At 67.9% G+C, this 16092-nt stretch carries 16 protein-coding genes; 9 read left to right on the top strand and 7 right to left on the bottom strand.

Translation table 11 applies throughout. The annotated features are described in order from the left end of the window. Positions 1–2 precede the first annotated feature (2 nt). Together ACFOMD_RS05800 and ACFOMD_RS05795 are read right to left on the bottom strand one after the other, a co-directional pair. Positions 3–761 (bottom strand): TIGR02186 family protein, encoded by a 759-nt coding sequence (locus tag ACFOMD_RS05800; RefSeq protein WP_380858247.1) that lies wholly within the window; start codon positions 759–761, stop codon positions 3–5. Beyond that, positions 758–1672, bottom strand: a complete 915-nt coding sequence (locus ACFOMD_RS05795) for a sulfite exporter TauE/SafE family protein (protein WP_380858244.1) — start codon at positions 1670–1672, stop codon at positions 758–760. The genes ACFOMD_RS05800 and ACFOMD_RS05795 overlap by 4 nt, the downstream gene beginning before the upstream one ends. A 384-nt stretch (positions 1673–2056) precedes the next feature. Here ACFOMD_RS05795 and ACFOMD_RS05790 point away from each other — a divergent pair, with 384 nt between their 5' ends. From ACFOMD_RS05790 to ACFOMD_RS05780, 3 genes are all read left to right on the top strand, one after another. Then, positions 2057–2755, top strand: coding sequence for a MerR family transcriptional regulator (locus tag ACFOMD_RS05790; RefSeq protein WP_380858241.1), 699 nt, complete (start codon positions 2057–2059; stop codon positions 2753–2755). Positions 2756–2790: 35 nt separating this feature from the next. Beyond that, on the top strand, positions 2791–3867 hold the full coding sequence (locus ACFOMD_RS05785) for a ferritin-like domain-containing protein (RefSeq protein WP_380858238.1): 1077 nt from the start codon (positions 2791–2793) through the stop codon (positions 3865–3867). A gap of 192 nt (positions 3868–4059) precedes the next feature. After that, complete coding sequence (locus ACFOMD_RS05780) at positions 4060–4854, top strand: thymidylate synthase (RefSeq protein WP_380858235.1); 795 nt, start codon at positions 4060–4062, stop codon at positions 4852–4854. 122 nt (positions 4855–4976) lie between these two features. Here ACFOMD_RS05780 and ACFOMD_RS05775 read toward each other — a convergent pair whose 3' ends face one another. Then, positions 4977–5336 carry a DUF3088 family protein gene (locus ACFOMD_RS05775; RefSeq protein ID WP_380858232.1) on the bottom strand — a complete coding sequence of 120 codons (360 nt, stop codon included), beginning with the start codon at positions 5334–5336 and terminating at the stop codon, positions 4977–4979. A 44-nt stretch (positions 5337–5380) separates the two neighbouring features. Here ACFOMD_RS05775 and ACFOMD_RS05770 point away from each other — a divergent pair, with 44 nt between their 5' ends. The 6 genes from ACFOMD_RS05770 (at position 5381) to ACFOMD_RS05745 (ending at position 11777) form a co-directional block, all read left to right on the top strand. Then, complete coding sequence (locus ACFOMD_RS05770) at positions 5381–5884, top strand: dihydrofolate reductase (protein WP_380858229.1); 504 nt, start codon at positions 5381–5383, stop codon at positions 5882–5884. 199 nt (positions 5885–6083) lie between these two features. Continuing rightward, positions 6084–7010: a bifunctional riboflavin kinase/FAD synthetase gene (locus ACFOMD_RS05765; protein ID WP_380858226.1), complete on the top strand. Its 927-nt coding sequence runs from the start codon at positions 6084–6086 to the stop codon at positions 7008–7010. After that, complete coding sequence (locus ACFOMD_RS05760) at positions 7007–7573, top strand: GNAT family N-acetyltransferase (RefSeq protein ID WP_380858222.1); 567 nt, start codon at positions 7007–7009, stop codon at positions 7571–7573. The genes ACFOMD_RS05765 and ACFOMD_RS05760 overlap by 4 nt, the downstream gene beginning before the upstream one ends. A gap of 216 nt (positions 7574–7789) precedes the next feature. Beyond that, complete coding sequence (ileS, locus tag ACFOMD_RS05755; RefSeq protein ID WP_380858219.1) at positions 7790–10687, top strand: isoleucine--tRNA ligase; 2898 nt, start codon at positions 7790–7792, stop codon at positions 10685–10687. Between the two features lie 113 nt (positions 10688–10800). After that, positions 10801–11358: a signal peptidase II gene (lspA, locus tag ACFOMD_RS05750; protein WP_380858216.1), complete on the top strand. Its 558-nt coding sequence runs from the start codon at positions 10801–10803 to the stop codon at positions 11356–11358. Next, entirely contained in the window at positions 11358–11777 is a 420-nt protein-coding gene (locus ACFOMD_RS05745) for a DUF3035 domain-containing protein (RefSeq protein WP_380858213.1), read from the top strand. The genes lspA and ACFOMD_RS05745 overlap by 1 nt, the downstream gene beginning before the upstream one ends. 17 nt (positions 11778–11794) lie before the next feature. Here ACFOMD_RS05745 and ACFOMD_RS05740 read toward each other — a convergent pair whose 3' ends face one another. The 4 genes from ACFOMD_RS05740 to hflC all read right to left on the bottom strand — a co-directional run bounded on the left by ACFOMD_RS05740 (position 11795) and on the right by hflC (position 16090). Continuing rightward, positions 11795–13297, bottom strand: coding sequence for a helicase HerA-like domain-containing protein (locus tag ACFOMD_RS05740; RefSeq protein WP_380858210.1), 1503 nt, complete (start codon positions 13295–13297; stop codon positions 11795–11797). A gap of 92 nt (positions 13298–13389) precedes the next feature. Further along, positions 13390–14979: a Do family serine endopeptidase gene (locus ACFOMD_RS05735; RefSeq protein WP_380858207.1), complete on the bottom strand. Its 1590-nt coding sequence runs from the start codon at positions 14977–14979 to the stop codon at positions 13390–13392. 70 nt (positions 14980–15049) lie between these two features. Further along, positions 15050–15241, bottom strand: a complete 192-nt coding sequence (locus ACFOMD_RS05730; protein ID WP_380858204.1) for a DUF2065 domain-containing protein — start codon at positions 15239–15241, stop codon at positions 15050–15052. 12 nt (positions 15242–15253) lie between these two features. Further along, entirely contained in the window at positions 15254–16090 is an 837-nt protein-coding gene (gene hflC, locus ACFOMD_RS05725; protein ID WP_380858201.1) for a protease modulator HflC, read from the bottom strand. Between the last annotated feature and the right edge of the window lie 2 nt (positions 16091–16092).

Below are 16092 nucleotides of genomic sequence, written 5' to 3'. Positions count from 1 at the left end.
CATCAGCTCCGGCGGACCAGCGCGCTCGCCGCCCAGCCTGAGATCAGCGCCAGCGCGACCGCGAACAGCCCGTAGGACAGTTCATGGTCCTGCGCGGCCACGAACACCGCGCGCTCGAAACCCGACTTGCCGATCTCGATCTCGCGCGCGGCGCGCGCCTGCACCTCGCCGTCGCGGACGAGGTAGATTTCGGCGGTGTATTTGCCGACCGGCACGTCCGACGGCAGCGCGACGCGGGCGCGGTAGAGGACTTTCTCCACGATATCGACGCCGCCCGCGACCTCCTTGTAGAGGCCGCCGCGCCGGCGCAGGTCGAGCAGCCCTTCCTCGAATTCGCGGATTTCGGCGGGTGGGTTGCCGCTCGCCGGCGAGAGCTGGAGATGGTCGAGGCCGAGCTCGTAGATCGAGGCGGTGCGCTCGTCGGTGAGGCGCGTGGAGGGGGCCGAGGTGGCCACCGCATAGAAGCCCGGCGCGGTCTCGAAGCGCACCGCGTCGACGTTCATCCAGATGCCGAGCACCTTTTCCTTGCGGCGGATGGTGATCGGCTGCGGCGGGCCGCGCACGATGACGACGATGTCGGGCGCGGTCTCGGGCTCGCGGCCGCCGGGATACTGGATTGCGCCGAAGATCAGCAGCTCGGCGCCGGCGAAGCTGTATTCGATGTCGACGCGGCTCTGGCTGACGTCGGCGATCAGGCGCGGGTCCTGCGCCGCCGCCGGGGCGGCCCACAGCAACAACAGGAGAGCGGCGAGGCGCCTCATGGGCCGTACACCGTGAAGATCTCGTCGGGGCGCCAAGTGAGGCCGACCAGCAGCCGGATGGCGACGAGCAGCACGACGATGGAGAGCGCGAAGCGGAGCTGCTCGCCGGGCAGCTTCTGCGCCGCGCGCGCGCCGAACTGCGCGCCGGCGACGCCGCCGATCAGCAGCAGCACGGCGAGCACGATGTCGACCGTCTGCGAGTTGATGGCGTGGAGCAGCGTGGTCGCGGCGGTGACGAAGACGATCTGGAACAGGCTGGTGCCGACGACCACCGCCGCCGACATGCCGAGCAGGTAGATCATCACCGGCACCATGATGAAGCCGCCGCCGATGCCCATGATGACGGTAAGCGTGCCGACCGCCATGCCGAGGAAGAAGGGGGCGAGCGGCGAGATGTAGAGGCCGGACTTGTAGAAGCGGGTGCGCCAGGGCAGCGCCGCGATCAGCGGATTGTGACGGCGCGGCACCGCGGGGCGCCGCCGGCCGCTGCGCTTGTCGAGGAGCGCCGTCCCCGATTCCTTCAGCATCATGCCGCCGATGGTGCCGAGGAAGATGACGTAGACCAGCGAGATGGTGACATCGATCTGGCCGAGATTCTGCAGCAGGCGGAACAGGCCGGAGCCCATCGTCGCGCCGATCAGACCGCCGGCGATCAGCACCAGCCCCATCTTCACGTCGACGCCGCCGCGCTGCCAATGGGCCAGCGCGCCTGAGACGGAAGCGCCAGTGATCTGCGGCGCCGAGGAGGCGACGGCGACGGCGGGCGGGATGCCGTAGAAGATCAGGAACGGCGTCATCAGGAAGCCGCCGCCGACGCCGAACATGCCCGACAGGAAGCCGACGAGCGCCCCCAGCCCGACGATCACCAGCGCGTTCACGCTGATCTCGGCGATGGGCAGGTAGATATCCATTAGGGTCTAAACCCACGAAGGATGTCGTTCGGGACGGCGTCAGGAAGACCGGAGCGAGAAAGCGAGTGCGGCCAGCTACGAAATCGTAGCTGGCAATCGAGCGGAGCGCTGATCCGGCCTTCCTGCCGCCGCGCTCCGCGTGGCACGACAAAGCCCAAGGGTGTCGTCGCGTCCGCTTGCCGGGGGCCAATAGGCCAGCCTGCGCGACCACTCCTCGCCCTTGGGCTTTGTCGTGCCATCTCGAATGACATCCTTCGTGGGTTTAGACCCTTGGTCTAATCAGCCGATATGGCGATGGCGAGGCGGTAGTTGCCGCTATTTCGCGTAGTGCGTCTCCGCACTTTCCATGCTAGCTTCCGAGTCGCGCTCAATAGGAGGCTGGCGATGCGCATGCGCGAACTCGAGCAACGAACCGGCGTCGGCCGCGAGACGATCCGTTTCTATATCCGCGAGGGGCTGCTGCCCGAGCCGGAGCGCGCCAGCCGCAACTCCGCCTCCTATACCGACGATCATGTCGCGCGCGTCCGCGCCATCAAGCGGCTGCAGGAGGAACGCTTCCTGCCGCTGGCGATCATCAAGAATCTGCTCGACGCGTCTGACAGCGACAGCTGGCTGCACGCCGACGCCTTTCCGCATCTCGATGCCACCCTGCGCGCCCGTCTCGACGGCGGCGAGCGGCCGACCTTGGCGCGCGTCATGGAGCAGACCGGCGCCGCGCGGGAAGACATCGACCATGCGGTCGCCTCGCGCGCGATCAGCATCGCCGCCGACGGCACGATGGATGCGCGCGATGCCGGTATCCTGAAGGCGCACATGGAGTTGAAGCACATCGGCTTCACCGAGGAGCGCGGCTTTCACGGCGAGGACGGCACCAGCTTCTATGCCGACTTCGTCGACTGGCTGGTGACGCAGGAGATGCGGCTGTTCTTCGACCACACCGCGGGCGTGGTCGGCGAGGAGGAGGCCGCCAACATGGCCGAGCGCGGCATCTCGGCGGTCAACGAGATGCTGAGCCTGATGCGTACCCGCGAGATTCTGCGGCGGCTGGAAGCCCGGCGCCGCATCGCCAACGACAACGGATAACCGCGTTCAAAAGAACCAGACTTGGGGAGACGATCATGACCTTCACCGACACCTACGGGATCAAGCCGGAAAGCCTGTCCTGGGAAGTGCCGCAGGACTTCGACGCGCGCTTCACCTGGACCTACTCGGACGACCGCAAGGACCTGCTGAACCTCTATGCCAAGGGCAAGCAGAAGCAGTGGGATGCGGAGTATCGCATCGATTGGGACCAGGACATCGACTACGACAACCCGCAGGGCATGCCCGACGAGCTGTTCGCGCTGAACGGTTATCCGGAATATGAAAAGATGTCGCCCAGGGAGAAGGTCGAGATCCGGCGCAACAGCCAGGCCTGGGGCCTGTCGCAGTTCCTGCACGGCGAGCAGGGCGCGCTGATCTGCTCGGCGAAGATCGTGACGCAGGTCCCCGACCTCGAGGCGAAGTTCTACGCCTCGACGCAGACCATCGACGAGGCGCGGCACGTCGAGGCGTACAAGCGGCTGCTCGAGAAGATCGGCCTGTCGCACCCGATGACCGGGCCGCTGAAGTCGCTGCTCGAGCAGGTGCTGCGCGACAACCGCTGGGACATGACCTACCTCGGCATGCAGGTGGTGATCGAGGGGCTGGCGCTCGCCGCCTTCGCCGGCATCCGCGACTATAGCTCGTCGCCGCTCGCCGCCGCCGTCAACGCCTATGTGATGGAGGACGAGGCGCGCCACGTCGCCTTCGGGCGTCTGACCTTGCGCAGCTATTATCCGCAGTTGACCGAGGCCGAGCGCCGCGAGCGCGAGGAGTTCCTCGTCGAGGCCTGCTACCACATGCGCGACCGGTTCGAGCAGCGCGAGCTGTGGGAGCATCTCGACCTCAACGTCGAAGCCGCCGTGCAGCACATGCACGAGACGGCGGGCTCGCGGCAGTTCCGCAACCATCTGTTCAACCGCATCGTGCCGGTGGTGAAGGACATCGGCCTGTGGGGCGAGACGGTGCGCAAAGGTTACACCGACATGGGCGTGATGGACTACGTCAACGTCGATATCGACGCGCTGCAGGCCAACGACGAGCATATCGCCGCGCAGTTCGACGCCCGCCGGCAGAACATCAACGACGTCGCGGCGATGGCCGCGGCGGAATAGGGCTCGCTGGCGCTCGCACACCCTCACCTTTCCTCTCCCGCAGGCGGGAGAGGGACGCCGTTCCAACCCCTCGCCCGCTTGCGGGAGAGGGAGGGGCCCGCCGCGACAGCGGTGGGAGGGTGAGGGTGTCCCTTGCCCGAAACCGCGCCGTCATGTGAGAGTCGCCGGCGATTCTCAACCAGCGGATAACCGGTGCAGCAATATCTCGATCTGATGGCGCGGGTGCGCCGCGACGGCGTCAAGCGCGAGGACCGGACGGGCACCGGCACCTTGTCGGTGTTCGGCCACCAGATGCGCTTCGACCTCGCCGACGGCTTTCCGGTGGTGACCACCAAGAAGCTGCACCTGAAGTCGATCATCCACGAACTGCTGTGGTTCCTCAAGGGCGAGACCAACATCGCCTATCTGAAGGCCAACAACGTCTCGATCTGGGACGAATGGGCCGACGAGGGCGGCGAGCTCGGGCCGGTGTATGGCAAGCAGTGGCGCCGCTGGGAAACCGCCGACGGCCGCGTGGTCGACCAGATGGCCGAGCTGGTGCAGGCGATCCGCACCAATCCCAATTCGCGGCGGCTGATCGTGTCGGCGTGGAACGTCGGCGATGTCGAGGCGATGGCGCTGCCGCCCTGCCACTGCCTGTTCCAGTTCTATGTCGCCGACGGCAGGCTGTCGTGCCAGCTCTACCAGCGCTCGGCGGACATCTTCCTCGGCGTGCCGTTCAACATCGCGTCCTACGCGTTGCTGACGATGATGATGGCGCAGGTGACGGGGTATCGGCCGGGTGAGTTCATCCACACGCTGGGCGACGCGCACCTGTACCTGAACCATCTGGAGCAGACGGATCTGCAGCTGACGCGGCGGCCGATGGCGCTGCCCGAGATGCGGCTCAACCCGGCGGTGAAGGAGCTGTTCGACTTCACCTATGAAGATTTCGAGCTGGTCGGGTATGAGGCGCACCCGACGATCAAGGCGCCGATCGCGGTTTAAGCTAACCGTCATTCCCGCGAAGGCGGGGATCCAGTCCTTCGAAGGACATGCCCGCTACCGCGGGCGCTTCTTGTTTGTGGACTGGGTCCCCGCCTTCGCGGGGATGACGGGAGAGGAAACCCTTAGTGCGGCCGCCCGATGCCGTAGGCGGCGGCGAAATACTCGCCGATCGCTTTCGCGTTATCTAGGAAGCGGTGGCCGTTGGCTTCCTTCACCTCGACATGCGGCGGCAGCTCGCGCGCGGCGTCGGCGATGATGAGGCTCGGGGCGTTCTGGTGCGCCTCCCCCAATAGCTCGACCATCGGCGGGCGCGGGCGGGGGTAGGCGACGGCGCGCACGTCGAGATGGTCGGCGAGCTTCACATGATAATAAGCGAGCAGGCCGCGCACCTCGGCGCATTCGCGGCAGTACCAGCGCGTGCCCTTGTCATCGGCGTTGGCGTCATCGAAGTCGGCGGGGAGGAGGAAGAGAATGTCCTTCATGCGCCTGTGCTAGCGCGGGCGCCGGCGGCGCGCTACGGGGAAGCATGCGCCCCGTCATCAGTTTCGTCGTCGCCCGCGCCGACAATGGCGTCATCGGCCGCGACAATGCGCTGCCGTGGCACCTGCCCGCCGACCTCAAGCATTTCAAGCGGCTGACCGTCGGCAAGCCGGTGGTGATGGGGCGGAAAACCTTCGACTCGATCGGCAAGCCGCTGCCCGGGCGCCACAACATCGTGCTGACGCGCGATGCGGAGTGGCGGGCCGAGGGCGTGACGGTGGTGTCGAACCTCGCCGAGGCCGTGGCCGCCGCCGGGCTCGATCCCAAAAGCCGCGCCGAGGAAGTGATGATCATCGGCGGGGCAGCGGTCTACGCCGAGGCGCTGCCGCTCGCGACGCGGGTGTATCTGACCGAGGTGCATGAGGCGCCCGAGGGGGACACATTGCTGCCGGCGTTCGATGCGGCGAGGTGGCGCGAGGTGGCGCGCGAGGATCATCCGGCCGAGGACGGCAAGCCGGCGCATAGTTTCGTGACCCTGGAGCGGGTTTAAGCCCTCGCCCGCTTGCGGGAGAGGGAGGGGCCAGCCGCAGGCTGGGAGGGTGAGGGTGACCGGCGGCCGATAAGCTCGCTGGCGCTCGCACACCCTCACCTAACCTCTCCCGCAGGCGGGAGAGGGATGGCGTCGGCGCTTGCCGAGAGCCGTCGCCCCCCGCTATGCGATGGGGGCGAGGGGAGTTCGAGCCGACACGATGGAGCGTTTCATCCATGCCGAGAGCCTGCCGGCGCATCTGCGCGGCGGCGTTGCGGCGCTCGGCAATTTCGATGGCTTCCATCGCGGCCACCAGGCGGTGGTCGGGCGGGCGCTGGAGCGCGCGCGCGCCGAGGGGCGGCCGGCGCTGGTCGTGACCTTCGATCCGCATCCGGCGCGGCTGTTCAAGCCCGACCTGCCGCCGTTCGGCCTCACCACCATTCCGCAGCGGCTCGACCTGTTCGAAGGTTTCGGCGTCGATGGGGCGCTGGTGCTGAACTTCGATCACGCGCTGGCGGCGCTTACGGGCGACGAGTTCGTGCTCGAATGGCTGGCGCTGCGGCTCGGGCTGGCGGGCGCCGTGACCGGCGAGGATTTCACCTATGGCAAGGGTCGTTCCGGCAGCGTCGAGGAGCTGGCGCGGCTGGGCGAGGTGCACGGCTTTGCCGCCGAGGCGATCGCGCCGATCGCCGATGGCGATGAGGTGATCTCGTCGAGCCGCATTCGCGAGGCGCTGAAGGCGGGCGATCCGCAAGCGGCGGCAGCGCTGCTGACGCGGCCGTTCACGGTGCGCGGGCGCGTCGAGCATGGCGACAAGCTGGGGCGAACGCTCGATTTCCCGACCGCGAACATCGCGCTCGGCGACTATCTGCGGCCGGCGTACGGCGTCTATGCGGTGCGGGTGCGACTGGTGGACGGGCGGCTCGTCGACGGGGTGGCCAACCTCGGCATCCGGCCGATGTTCGAGCCGCCGAAGGAGCTGCTCGAGGTCTATCTCTTCGACTTTTCGGGCGACCTCTACGGCCAGGAGCTCGACGTCGAGCTGCACCATTTCCTGCGGCCCGAATGGAAGCTCGACGGGCTCGATGCGCTGAAGGCGCAGATCGCGCGCGACTGTGACGAGGCGAGAGCGAGGCTGGCGCGATGATCCCGACATTGACCACCGACCGGCTGATCCTGCGGCCGCACGGGCCCGACGATGTCGAGCCCTACATGGCGTTGATGCAGGAGCCGACGGTCGCCGAGTTCCTGACCCTCGACGGCAAGCCGCAGGCGCGGGCCGACGCGTGGCGGGCGCTGGCCTCGCTGGTCGGCTGCTGGACGCTGCGCGGTTACGGCATGTGGGCGATCGAGGAGCGGGCGACCGGCCGCTACGTCGGCCGCGCCGGGCCGTGGCAGCCGGAGGGCTGGCCGGGGTTCGAGATCGGCTGGGGCGTGTCGCCCTCGGTGCAGGGCAAGGGCTATGCGACCGAGGCGGCGACGGTCGCGGCGCGCTGGTCGTTCGATACGCTCGGTGTGGACCGCATCCTGCACATCATCCGGCCCGACAACGTCGCCAGCCAGCGGGTGGCGGCGAACATCGGCGCGACCATCGTCGACCAATGGGAGGCGCCGTGGGGCGGCACCTACGACCTCTGGGGCACCGACCGGGACGGTTTCGCGGCCTCGCCCGCGTACGCGCGGCATAACGGCGGCTCGACAACGGCCTAGCGCGGCGAAGGCCTGCGTTTATCGGGGGCGGGGGTCGCGACATGGCGGGCTTCGTCGTCCGGCAAGAAGCGAGGAGGGAGCGATGGAAATCCATCGTGACCGACGAGCGACGCCGACCGGGCGGCGAAGGACGCCGTGCCGCGCAGCGGTCGCGCCTTTTTGGCGCGATCCCGACCCTCGACACCGATAAATGCAGGCCGTAGAGCCGTCCGCGACATGGACGACCAGAAAACAGACTATCGCTCGACCGTATTCCTGCCGAAGACCGACTTCCCGATGAAGGCCGGCCTGCCGCAGAAGGAGCCGGCGATCCTCGCGAAGTGGCAGGCGGACGACCTGTACAGGCAGCTGCGCGCGTCGCGCCGCGGCCGGGAGAAGTTCATTCTCCACGACGGCCCGCCCTACGCCAACGGCGACATGCACATCGGCCATGCGCTCAACCATATCCTGAAGGACATGGTGTGCCGGACGCAGAACCTCGCCGGCAAGGACGCGCCCTATGTGCCGGGCTGGGACTGCCACGGCCTCCCCATCGAGTGGAAGGTCGAGGAGAAATACCGCGCCAAGAAGCTCAACAAGGACGAGGTGCCCGCGGTCGAGTTCCGCGCCGAGTGCCGCGCCTATGCGCAGAACTGGGTCGACACGCAGCGCGAGCAGCTGAAGCGGCTCGGCATCAACGGCGACTGGGACAATCCCTATCTGACGATGGACTTCCAGGCGGAAGCGACCATCGTCGCCGAGCTGCTGAAGTTCGCGGATTCGGGCCAGCTGTATCGTGGCGCCAAGCCGGTGATGTGGTCGCCGGTCGAGAAGACCGCGCTCGCCGAAGCCGAGATCGAATATGAGGACATCGTCTCGACGCAGATCGACCTCGGGTTCGAGATCGTCGAGAGCCCGATCCCCGAGCTGGTCGGCGCCTATGCGGTGATCTGGACGACCACGCCGTGGACGATCCCGGTCAACCAAGCGGTCGCGTACGGGCCCGAGGTGAATTATTCGGTGGTGGCGGAGACCGTAGGGGGGGACTTCCTTCGAAGCCCTGTTCTCGGGAGGCACTTCCTCGTAGCTGAGCCGCTGTTCGATCAGTTCAGCGACCGTTTCGCTAAGGCGACGGGTGCCGCCAATCAATTCTGGAATGTGGTTTGGCGCGGCAAAGGCGTCGACCTCGCCGGCACCATCGCTCGCCATCCGATGCACCACCTCGGCGGCTTCTTCGCCAAGCCACGGCCGCTGCTGCCGGGTGAGTTTGTCACCACCGAGAGCGGTACGGGCCTCGTCCATATGTCGCCGGATCATGGCGAGGATGATTTCGATCTGTGCAAGGCGCACGGCATCGATCCCGTTTTTGCGGTCGAGGGCGACGGCAAATATCGCGCCGACTGGGCGTGGATGGGCGGGCAGGGGTCGGTGATCAACCCCAAGCTCAACGCGCCCGACGGTCCGATCTGTTCAGACTTGCGCGAGACCGGCTGCCTGCTGGCGGCGTCCGCCGACTACAAGCACAGCTATCCGCATTCTTGGCGGTCGAAGGCCAAGGTGATCTTCCGCTGCACGCCGCAGTGGTTCATCCCGATGGACAAGGCCACCCCCTCCACCGCCTTCGGCGGGCCCCCTCCCCCTGAGGGGGAGGATGGGGCCGGGTATCCTCCCCCCCGGGGGGAGGGGGACCCTGCGCAGCAGGGTGGAGGGGGAACCCTTCGCGAAAAGGCGCTGGCCGCCATTTCGGCGACGCGCTGGGTACCGGCGAAGGGTGAGAACCGCATCCGCTCGATGGTCGACGGTCGCCCGGACTGGGTGATTTCGCGCCAGCGCGCGTGGGGCGTGCCGATCACCTTGTTCGTCGACCGCAAGACCGGCCAGTATCTGAACGATCCCGAAGTGAACGCCCGCATTGTCGCGGCGGTGCGCGCCGGCGGCGTCGATGCGTGGTCGGACGAGGCGGCGCCGGGGCTGCTTGGCGACAAGTATGACGTCGCCAACTATGAGCGCGTCGCCGACATTCTCGACGTGTGGTTCGACAGCGGCTGCACCCACGCCTTCGTGCTGGAGAGCGGGCGCTGGCCCGACCTGCAGTGGCCGGCGAACCTGTATCTCGAAGGCTCGGACCAGCATCGCGGCTGGTTCCAGTCGTCGCTGATGGAAAGCTGCGGCACGCGCGGCCGGGCGCCCTATGACGCGGTGCTGACCCATGGTTTCACCATGGACCAGGCCGGCAAGAAGATGTCGAAGTCGCTCGGCAACACCGTCGACCCGATCAAGCTGATGTCGGAATATGGCGCCGATATCATCCGGCTGTGGGCGCTGACCGTCGACTTCACCGAGGACCACCGCATCGGCAAGGAAATCCTCGCCGGCACGGCGGACGGCTATCGGAAGATCCGCAACACGTTCCGCTATCTGCTCGGCGCGCTCGACGGGTTCAGTGAGAGCGAGCGCGTGGCGGCGGCCGAGATGCCCGAGCTGGAGCGCTATGTGCTCCACCTGCTCGCCGACATGGACGGCAAGCTGCGGCAGGCGGTCGATGACTTCGACTTCAACAGCTATGTTCGCCTGTTGAGCGATTTCGCCAACAACGACCTCAGCGCCTTTTTCTTCGATATCCGCAAGGACAGCCTCTACTGCGACGCGGCGGGCGATCCGAAGCGGCGGGCATACCGGACAGTGCTCGACACCTTGTTCGAGGCGCTGGTGCGCTACCTCGCGCCGGTGCTGGTGTTCACCGCCGAGGAGGTGTGGGGTACGCGCTATCCGGACGGCGGCAGCGTGCACCTGCTGGAATGGCCCGAGGTTGATGCCGGCTGGCGCGACGAGGCGCTGGGCGCCAAGTGGGCGGCCGTGCGCGAGGCGCGGCAGGCCGTGACCGAGGCGATCGAGCCGCTGCGCCGCGAGAAGGTGATCGGGTCGAGCCTGCAGGCCGACGTGACCACGGCGAGCACCGGCGGGCTGTCGGCGGAAGCGTTCACCGAAATCTGCATCGTCGCGTCGGTGAAGACGGGCGAGGCGATCACGGTCGAGGCGACCGACAAGGAAAAGTGCGGCCGCTGCTGGCGTCACCTCCCCGAGGTGAAGGCCGAGGGCGAGCTGTGCGACCGCTGCGACGAGGTGGTCGGGTAAGGATAACCAAACCGTCCGTCATCCCGGCGAAGGCCGGGATCCATTCGGACGGCGGTCTGGATCCCGGCCTTCGCCGGGATGACGGATCTAGGGATTGTTGGGGAAGGATTGGCGTGAGCGTGGAGATCGACGGGTCGGCGGACAGCCGCAGCGTGCTGCGCCGGGGGGCGGGCGAGGTGTCGGCGTCGTTGCGCGCCTTCGGCTATGGCCTCGCGCTGCTGATCTTCGTCGTCGACCAGATCGTCAAATACTGGATCATCGAGGAGGTCGAGTTGTACGGCCGCTCGATCGACGTGCTGCCCTTCTTCAACCTGACCTGGGTGGAGAACCGCGGCGTATCGATGGGCATGCTGACCGCCGACGGCGACTTCGGGCGCTGGGCGCTGGTCGTGCTCACCGCCGCGATCTCGGTCGGCGTCGCGGTGTGGCTGTGGCGCGAGCGCAGCCGGGTCGACGTGATCGCGCTCGGCCTCGTGCTCGGCGGCGCCATCGGCAACATCATCGACCGCATCCGCTTCGGCTATGTGGTCGACTTCCTCCACTTCTTCTGGGGGGAGTGGCATTTTTACGTATTCAATGTCGCCGACGCGGCGATTACGGTAGGGGTGATCCTCCTGCTGCTGCGCGCCCTGTTGCGCAGCGACAAGCCGGGACAAGCGGAGAGCAAGTGATGAAGGTTCAGCTTCTGGGAGCGGCGGTCATGGCGCTGGCGTTGAGCGCCTGCGGCAGCAGCGGCGTGTTCAACCGCAATGCCCCCGATGAATTCGCCATCGCGCGCCAGGCGCCGCTCGTCGTGCCGCCGGATTACAATCTGACGCCGCCGAAGCCGGGCGCGCCGCGCCCGCTCGCCGCCGACAGCCAGTCGCAGGCGCTGGAAGCGCTGTTCGGCACCGGCGAGCGCGCGCCCGCGCCGTCGCCGTCGGAGAAGAACCTCCTCGACCGCACCGGCGCGACCGGCGCCGACCCGACGGCGCGCTCGACGGTTGGCGACACCGACACCAATGTCGTCAACAAGGGTGCCTTCACCCGCGACATCCTCGCCGCCCCCGCCGGTGGCGAAGGCGCAGCGCAGGTCCGCATCGGCGGCTAAAGCCGCCGGGCGTCGCCTTAACGGCGCCCGCTGCTCTTGAACAAGCCGCCGAGCAGGCCGCGCACCAGTGTGCGGCCGATCTCGTTCGCGATCTGCCGGCCGACCGACGAGGCGGCCGAGCGCGCGGCGGACTGCACCATCTTTTCGGTCAGCGACTGCTCCGGACGGGCGGCCTTGGCGGCTTTCGCCTTGGCGGCGGCGGTCTTCGCCTGCGCTTCGTCGCTCGCCGCCTGCGCGGCGCGGGCAGTGAGGATTTCATAGGCGGATTCGCGGTCGATCGCCGGCTCGTACTTGCCGGCGATGGGCGAGGTGGCGACGATGACGTTGCGCTCCTGCGGAGTCAGCGGCCCGAGGCGCGAGGCGGGCGGGCGGACGAGGGTGCGGTCGACCGGGGTCGGTGCGCCGTCCTCGCCGAGCACCGACACCAAAGCCTCGCCGACCTTCAGCTCGGTGATCGCCGTTTCGACATTGAGGCCGGGGTTGGCGCGGAAGGTTTCCGCCGCCGCCTTGATCGCCTTCTGCTCGCGCGGGGTGAAGGCGCGCAGCGCGTGCTGGACGCGGTTGCCGAGCTGGCCGGCGACATCCTCGGGAATGTCGATCGGGTTCTGCGTGATGAAATAGACGCCGACGCCCTTCGAGCGGATGAGGCGAACGACCTGCTCGATCTTGTCGAGGAGGGCGGGCGGCGCCTCGGTGAACAGCAGATGCGCCTCGTCGAAGAAGAAGACGAGCTTGGGTTTGTCGGGGTCGCCGATCTCGGGAAGCGTTTCGAACAGTTCGGACAGCAGCCAGAGCAGGAAGGTCGCGTAGAGGCGCGGGCTCGCCATCAGCTTGTCGGCGGCGAGGATGTTGATGAGGCCGCGCCCCGCATCGTCGGTGGCGATGAAGTCGGCGATGTCGAGCGCCGGCTCGCCGAAGAAGCTGGCGCCGCCCTGCGATTCGAGCTGGAGGAGCTGGCGCTGGATCGCGCCGACGCTGGCCTTCGAGACATTGCCATATTTGGCGGTGAGCGCGTCAGCGTTTTCGGCGACATGCGCCAGCATCGCCTGCAGATCCTTCAGGTCGAGCAGCACGAGGCCCTGCTCGTCGGCAAAGCGGAAGGCGATGGCGAGCACGCCTTCCTGCACGTCGTTCAAATTCATCAGCCGCGCGAGCAGCAGCGGCCCCATCTCGCTGACAGTGGTGCGCACCGGATGGCCCGACTGGCCGAACAGGTCCCAGAACACCACCGGGTTGTCGGCATAGGCGTAGCTCTCGAGCCCGACCTCGGCGGCGCGCGCGGTGAGCTTGTCGTGCATCGGCGAGGTGGGGGAGCCGGGCATGGCGAGACCGGCGAGGTCGCCCTTCACGTCGGCGACGAAGACGGGCACGCCTTCGCGGCTGAAGCCTTCGGCGATCGACTGAAGGGTGACGGTCTTGCCGGTGCCGGTGGCGCCGGCGATCAGCCCGTGGCGGTTGGCGCGGCGCAGCACCAAGGCCTGCGGCCCGCTCTCGCCCTTGCCGATGAAAATCTCCGCCATGCCCGCCTCCGTTTACTGGTCGCGGCGATTGGACAAAGAAAAAGCCCCGGCCGCAAGGTCGGGGCTTCTCCCTTTTCGTCGAACCGGCGCGGCTAGCGGCGGGGCGTCGTCGCGGGCGGCGTCGGCGCCATCAGCTTGATGCCGATGAAGCGCGCCGGGCCGGTGCCGCGCTGGAACAGCAGCAGCACCGTGTCGCGACCGGCGCGCCGGGCCGCGTCGACCGCGGCGGCGGCGGCGGCGACCGTGGTGGTCGGGCGCTGGTTGATGCTGACGATCAGGTCGCCGCGCTGCAGCCCCTGACGCGCCGCGTCGCTGTTCGGGTTGAGGCTGGCGATCACCACGCCGCGCGCATCCTCGGCGACGCGCAGCTGGCGCCGAACCTCCGGGGTCAGCGCCGAGAGCGTGATGCCGAGGCTCTGGCGCGCCGAGGCTTCGCCGGCCGGCGGCGTTGCGGTGGGCTCGTCGGGCTCCTCGGCGGTCTGCGCGTTGAGCGCGGTCTCGGTCGGCCGCTCGGCGGTGGTGACGTTGATCGTGCGGCGCTGGCCGTCGCGGATCAGCTCGATCGGCACGCTGCGGCCGATCGGAGTGTTGGCGACGATGTAGGACAGTGTGTTGTCGACGGTCACTTCCTGGTTGTTGACCTTCACGATGACGTCGCCCTGGCGGATGCCGGCGCGCGACGCCGGGCCGGTCGGCTCGACGCTGGCGACGATCTCGCCGCGGTCCTTCGGCAGGCCGAGGCCGGCGGCGATGTCGGTGCTGAGCGGCTGGATGTTGACGCCGAGGTAGCCGCGGCGGACGCGGCCCGTCGCGCGCAGCTGCTCGATGACCGGACGGGCAAGCTCCGCCGGGATCGAGAAGCCCAAGCCGACGTTGCCGCCCGTGGGCGAGAAGATCGCGGTGTTGATGCCGACGACATTGCCGTCGAGATCGAACAGCGGGCCGCCGGAATTGCCCTGGTTGATCGAGGCGTCGGTCTGAATGTAGCGCTCGTACTGGCTCGCGCCGATGTTGCGGTGGAGCGCCGAGACGATGCCGGCGGTGACGGTGCCGCCGAGGCCGAACGGGTTGCCGATCGCCACCACCCAGTCGCCGACCCGGACATTCGCCGAGTCACCGAAGTTCACATAGGGCAGGCCGGTCGCGTTGATCTTCAGCAGCGCCATGTCCGACAGTGGATCGCGGCCGATGACCTTGGCCTCGAACTCGCGGCGGTCGGACAGCGTCACGGTGATCTTGTCGACCACCGCCTCGCCCGAGCGGCCGGTGATGACGTGGTTGTTGGTGACGAGATAGCCGTCGGGCGAGATGAAGAAGCCCGAGCCGAGCGAGCTGGCCTCGCGGGTGACGGGCTCGCCGCCTTCGCCGGTGGCGCCACCACCTTGCTGGTCCTGGAAACGGCGGAACAGCTCGTCGAGCGGGGTGCCCGGCGTGAAGCGCGGCAGGCGGCGGCCGACCTCGATCTGCTGCGTCGTCGAGATGTTCACCACCGCCGGCTGCAACCGGGCGGTCAGGTCGGCGAAGCTGCGCGGGGCGCCGCCGGGGCCGACCGAGGGGACGGTGGCGGGCGCATTCTGCGGCGCTTGGGCGACGGCCTGCGCGCCGGCAGGCGACTGAAGCGCCAGCGTCGCGGCGCTGCCAACGGCGAGCGCGGTTCCGGTAAGGGCAAGGGCGATACGCACGTTCAGAAATCTCCCCAAGAGGAAGCCGTGTCGGTTCGACACGGACTATGTCGATGGCAATACGTCGCGATCAAGGCATTCCCTTCGCGAGAATGACGAGAATGAGACCAAATAGCGCAGCCCCCAGACCTACGAAACGGACGAAGGCTTCCCGTTGCGTAACCAGCAGCGCGACAAGTCGTTTCATCTGCCGCGGGAACAACGCATAGGCCGCGCCCTCCAGCACCAGCGCGAGGCCGAGTGCGGCGGTCAGCTCCAGCATGGCGGATTTGCCCTACCGGTCGCGCCGCCCCTTGAACTCGCGAAGGAACTCGTTGTCCGCCGACAGGACGACGTTGGCGTTCCCGTCGTTGAAGGTGCGCTGATACGACTGCATCGCCCGGTAGAAGGCGTAGAACTCCGCGTCCTTGCCGAACGAGTTGGCGTAGATGCGTGCGGCTTCGGCATCGGCGTTGGCGCGCATGATCTGCGCCTGCTTGGCGCCCTGCGCGCGGAAGTTGCGCGCTTCCTGTTCACGCGCGGTGCGCATGCGGGCGAAGGCGGATTCGAGCGGATCGCCGGTCGGCAGGTCGGCGCGCTTGATACGCACGTCGACGATCTCGGCGCCGTAGCGGCTGGCCTCGGCGTTCACCCGGCTCTGGATGGTGTCCATCAACTGGCCGCGCTCGGGCGACAGCATCGCGGCGAACGGCTGCCGGCCGAGCTCGTTCCTCAGCCGCGAGCCGAGGATGCGCGACAGCTGATCGGCGACGCCCTGCTCGGTGCGCACCGTCTGGTACATGCGCAGCGGATCGACGATGCGGAAGCGTGCGAAGGCATCGACGACGAGGCGAAGCTGGTCGGTCGACAGCACGGTCTGCTGCTGCATGTCGAGGTCCATGACGCGCTTGTCGATGAAGATCACGCTCTCGATGAACGGGATCTTCGCGACGAGGCCGGCGCCGGTCTGGCCGAACGGCTCGCGCACATCATAGCTGTTGACGATGCGGTTGGGCTTGCCGAGCCGGACGACAATCGCCTGGCTGGTTTCAGGCACGCGGAAGAAGGTGGTGCTCGCGAGAAACAGCAGCAGGAAGCCGCCGGCGAGCCAGACGAGAGGGTTACGGGTCATCG

The organism is Sphingoaurantiacus capsulatus (assembly GCF_042648405.1).
Classification (GTDB): domain Bacteria; phylum Pseudomonadota; class Alphaproteobacteria; order Sphingomonadales; family Sphingomonadaceae; genus Sphingoaurantiacus; species Sphingoaurantiacus capsulatus.
Note: the sequence above shows the minus strand (reverse complement) of the source record. Positions and strands in the feature narration are given on the sequence as shown.